Origin of the sequence: Neobacillus drentensis, from assembly GCF_036966985.1 — a bacterium.
GTDB classification, from domain to species: Bacteria; Bacillota; Bacilli; order Bacillales; family Cytobacillaceae; genus Neobacillus; species Neobacillus drentensis_E.
In genome coordinates this window covers 2,827-7,512 of sequence record NZ_JBALSN010000067.1, presented here as the reverse complement: position 1 = coordinate 7,512, position 4,686 = coordinate 2,827, and the positions used below count along the sequence as shown (strand labels likewise).

General features: G+C 40.1%; 5 protein-coding genes. All 5 read right to left on the bottom strand.

Going from position 1 to position 4,686, the window contains the following annotated elements:
• Window positions 1-17: 17 nt before the first annotated feature.
• The 5 genes from yabQ to V7659_RS04950 all read right to left on the bottom strand — a co-directional run bounded on the left by yabQ (window position 18) and on the right by V7659_RS04950 (window position 4,399).
• Complete coding sequence (yabQ, locus tag V7659_RS04970; protein ID WP_335538525.1) at window positions 18-650, bottom strand: spore cortex biosynthesis protein YabQ; 633 nt, start codon at window positions 648-650, stop codon at window positions 18-20.
• Window positions 647-949 carry a sporulation protein YabP gene (gene yabP / locus V7659_RS04965; protein ID WP_144555619.1) on the bottom strand — a complete coding sequence of 101 codons (303 nt, stop codon included), beginning with the start codon at window positions 947-949 and terminating at the stop codon, window positions 647-649. Before yabP ends, yabQ begins: the two co-directional genes overlap by 4 nt.
• A 77-nt stretch (window positions 950-1,026) precedes the next feature.
• Window positions 1,027-1,302, bottom strand: coding sequence for an RNA-binding S4 domain-containing protein (locus V7659_RS04960; RefSeq protein WP_026565458.1), 276 nt, complete (start codon window positions 1,300-1,302; stop codon window positions 1,027-1,029).
• A gap of 17 nt (window positions 1,303-1,319) precedes the next feature.
• Window positions 1,320-2,789, bottom strand: coding sequence for a nucleoside triphosphate pyrophosphohydrolase (gene mazG, locus V7659_RS04955; RefSeq protein WP_335538523.1), 1,470 nt, complete (start codon window positions 2,787-2,789; stop codon window positions 1,320-1,322).
• Entirely contained in the window at window positions 2,783-4,399 is a 1,617-nt protein-coding gene (locus tag V7659_RS04950; protein ID WP_335538521.1) for a putative polysaccharide biosynthesis protein, read from the bottom strand. Before V7659_RS04950 ends, mazG begins: the two co-directional genes overlap by 7 nt.
• Window positions 4,400-4,686: the final 287 nt, after the last annotated feature.

Here is a 4,686-nt window from a genome sequence, read left to right as displayed (position 1 = left end):
CCATTTCCCTCACCGCCTTACTCTTTTCGTTTTTTCCATCTATCTATTAACTTAGTAATATAATTCCTGATTCTCTGAAAATTTCCTGCCGTTTTATTATATAACTTCTCGACGGATTTTTTAATACTTTTCGGCAAAAGTTTCCAAAAAACCAATAGGATTTTTTGCAATGGAAATAAAATAATTTTGACTATTAATAATAAAACCTTACCAATAAATTTAACAAGGGTGAAAAGGCCCCTGCCAATCGCAATGATAATGATGATAACTAACTGAATAAGACCAACAATTGGTTTATAGATCAAGAGCTGGAAGGTCTTTTTTAGGAAGCGGCTGATCGCTATAACAGACTTTATCACAAATTCGAGCAAGCGAAGGTAGATGCCCTTAAATAGGCTTTGGTAAGCGGCAAATCCACAAATAAGAGCGAGGAAGATATAAAATCTAAGCTCGCCATTATTGACTAAAAATAGGGTATAAAAAATAATCACTGCTTGAATAATCCAAAAGAGTAAATCATTAAAAAAGACAATCCATTGCTTCCTTTTCGGTCGTTTTAAAAACCGCTGATAAGTATCGAACATGGCACCAAACAACGTGCCCATTCCAATCATCGAAAGCAGGGTGAAAAATTGAGTCGAGAGGGTCATCGGAATAACTTACTAAAGAATCCTTTAGCTTTCTCCCCGTGCTGTTCATCAAGGTAAACTAAATCAAAGATCTTCCCCTTGATCGAAACAAGCCCCTTTTCTACATCTAAATTTTTCATTTGCAGGTTTTGCCCTTTGATGGCTAAAAATCCCATGGATGTCTCGAGTAAAAACTCTTCATTATCAAAACTTTCAACTTGTTTAACCCCTGTAATATCAAGCAACTTTCGGCCCCTCATGATGACATCATGTTCTGGAACGCTGCTCTTTGATGGATTATTCTCATAAAATTGGCTCATTAACATCCCTCACAATCATTTGTACAACCTTTTTGATACATATTTATGTGAGGGATGAAAGAATTAGAACCCGGTTACTAAAAGGGCGATTCAGTGGAGCCAATTCTTTCTTCATTTATGATGGTATACATTTCTGCGGCTTCTTCCTTGCGTGTAGTATCTTGAATCCGGTCAATCCTTGCCGTTACCTTTCTTTGTCCCAAACGAATGGTTAGTTCATCGCCGACTTTTACCGTTGAACTGGCCTTTGCCTCTTTCCCATTAATTTCAATTCTCCCTTGATCCGATACTTCTTTTGCTAAGGTCCTTCTTTTAATTAAACGAGATACTTTTAAAAATTTATCAAGACGCATGTAGTTTTCCCCCTCTTTTATAATCCCTTAACCTTTGCTTCATCCCAATAATGGTCAAGTTGTTCAAGTGTATGTTCCTCAAATGTCCGGCCGCTTTCTTTAACCTTTTCCTCTACAAACTGAAACCGGCGGGTAAACTTTTCATTTGTTTCGAACAAAGATTCTTCTGGATGAATCTTTAAGAATCTGGCGACGTTCACAAACGCAAATAATAAATCACCAAATTCCCCTTTCGCTCGCTCCATCCCTTCTTCTGTTCCATCTAGTTCCTGCACAAATTCTTCGAGTTCTTCCTTCACTTTCTCCAAAGCAGGGGTAATTTCCTGCCAATCAAAGCCAACCTTGGCTGCTTTCTTTTGTAGTTCATAGGCTCTTAACAGATTCGGTAATGCCATCGACACACCCTCAAGTAAAGAGGCAGGTTCTTCTCCACCCTTTTCCTGTTTCTTAATCTCCTGCCAATTTCGAAGGGCCTCTTCTGCATTCCCTGCCTCAACATTTCCGAACACATGGGGATGGCGTCGAATCATTTTTGCTGATAATCCCTCAATAATGTCATCTATCGAAAAATAACCATCATCCTCGCCAATTTGTGCATGGAGCATGACCTGCAACAGTACATCACCAAGTTCTTCGATTATATGATCAATATCCCCACTATTTATCGCATCAATAACCTCGTAGGTTTCTTCAATTAAGTATTTCTTTAAGGATTCATGTGTTTGCTCCCTGTCCCATGGACAGCCTGTTGGACTTCTAAGTTCGGCAATAATTTCCCGCAGTTTTGAAAAATTCTTTAACAGGATTTGTTCCTCTTTGACTGGCGGGATATATACGGATGTTAAATTGTTAATCGATACATTTCGATCCAACTCATATAAAGCTACTTTCTCAATGATTTCCTGGCTGCTTCCTGCTGCCGTTACAATATACACCAAATAATCATCAGGTAATTTTTCCATTAACGTTAATTTCACGTTGGAAGCAACAAATTGATCATATACTTGGCCTATGATCATATGTTGTTCAATCTGCAGCTGCTCTTTGGAAAGTAATGTCCCGTCAAGCAATTGAAATCCTTCAATGGGGTCAATTTTTAACGAAGTGAATAAGGCGTCAATAAAGCTTTGACCGCCGCCAATCGTAATTTCAATCCCTCGCTTTGGACCATACTCTAAAAGGAGCTGTACGGTCCGCTCCGCCACAAGCGGATGGCCTGGGACCGCATAAACCACCGTCTCGCGGTCGGCCTTATCCAATAATGTCTGAACAATTTCTTCATATACTTCCTCGAATTGATCATGTTTTTCATAAATCGAATCAAACGAAAGATAAGTAAATCCTTCTATTTCTAACTCAGAGACAACAGGATGCTCCTTCGTCCGTAAAAATACCTCTCCTGCATTCAGTAACTTCTTATAGACTCCAACGGGAAGCTGCGTTAAATCTCCTGCACCTAAACCAAGAATTTCGATCTTTTTCACCATTTATTCCTATCCTTTCGGGCCATTAATTTTATTAATTTACTTCCAAATGGAAATAATGATAGCTCTTCCTCACGAAATACTCTACCTCTAATCATCACGAATAAAAAGAGGAATCCACCTAATATAGCGGAACTTAGCGATTGAAAGACGGCCTCGATTCGTCCAATATCACCTGTGCCCAATAAATATAAATAAATTTTTAAAAAGACGACCATAGCTGCTGTCGCCATGATCACCGTCCATGCAAAGCGAAGAGAAAATAGCGAGAACCTGGTGATCTTTTTAAATTGAACGAATAACAGAACTGTGACGAGACATAGTGAAACCAGTGATGAAATGGCAGCACCCATCGTTCCATATAAGGGGACGAACACACCATTTAGCATATATTTTAATGGAAAGGCGAGGGCAGAAACGATTGCAGGAAAAAGCATGACACCCAGCCCTTGCATAATGGCAATGATCGTTGATGTAATTGATGTAAATAGGATCATAAAACCAAGCACACCGATGACCTCAGATCCTGCGTTATTTTCAAAAAGCATTGTATTTGTTGGTTCAATAATAGCCCATAGTCCGGCCGAAGCCCCAACACCTATGATCACACTTACCTTAAGGGCAACTTGAATTTTGTGTTGTAAAAATTCCGGTTTGGCAGATAAACGCTCTCTTGTAATTAAGGGAACGAGTGTTAAAGACATCGAGGTCGCAGCAATGGTTCCTAACTGAATAAGCGGCTGCCCCCGATCAAATATCCCCTTAAGGCCCTTAGCCACGTCCTTTTCAATTCCGCTTGAGACAAGCAGGGAGAAGAGATTTAATGAATCCCCTAACTGGATAAAAATCATCAGCATTCCGCTGATACAAATCGTTAATCCTTGAAAGATCAGTGCCTTTAGGATCTTTTTGGCCTCACCAGCATAGTTTTGAAACATACCTGGGCTGGGTGCTATTACCTTCCATTCTTTACGAATCCACAAAAACATAAACAAGATGATTCCTGAGATCATACTACCTGTAATTGAGCCAAACATTGCCCCTCCGCCGACAAGATACAGAGAGTAGTCTCTTTCCATAAAAAGATATGCCAGAAAGAGAATGGTTACCACCCTTGTTGATTGTTCCCCTACCTGGGATAAGGCGGTAGGAACCATGTCGCCAACTCCTTGGTAATACCCACGTAAGATTGACATCAGCGGAAACATTAAAAACACAACCGAGACAACTCGTAAGAGAATAGCTAGATGCGGGTCATTCATCCAAACAGCGATGCTCCCCGCCCCAAAATAAAGAATCAAGAAACAAAGAAAACCAAATAATTGCAAATAAATAAAGGAGAAAAACAGCAGGAGACGTGATTTTATATCGTCACCTTTTAGTTTCTGCTCCGCATAAAGCTTAGAGATAACAACCGGAAAGCCCGTCGTCGAAAGGACGATGGCCATTCCATAAAACGGGTACACTTGTTGGTATATGTAAAAACCGATATCGCCAACAATGTTTTGAAAAGGAATCCGGTAAAAGGCACTTAATATTTTAGTGATTAGTGCCGCAAGCATTAAGATAAAAGCCCCCCTAAACAGAGCCTTAGACTGATTCACAGACCTCATTCATTCACCTACCAAATAGAAAAGCGGAAGCGCCCGTTTAGCGGCGTATGGACTGGAGCACTTTGACTGAGATAAAGGAAACACGGAGAACGTTAGTGATCCGATGTTACTTATCGACGGGAAAAGAGCGAAGTACACTAGCCGCTGGGCGCTGGAGCTAGACATTATAATACAAACTCGAAGGTTATTATATCATGGAGAGGGCCTATTTAAACTAATAAAAGGCAATGGAAATTCATTGATGATTTTGGCACCCTGTTGATTGGAGCGGAAGGCACGAAGACTCC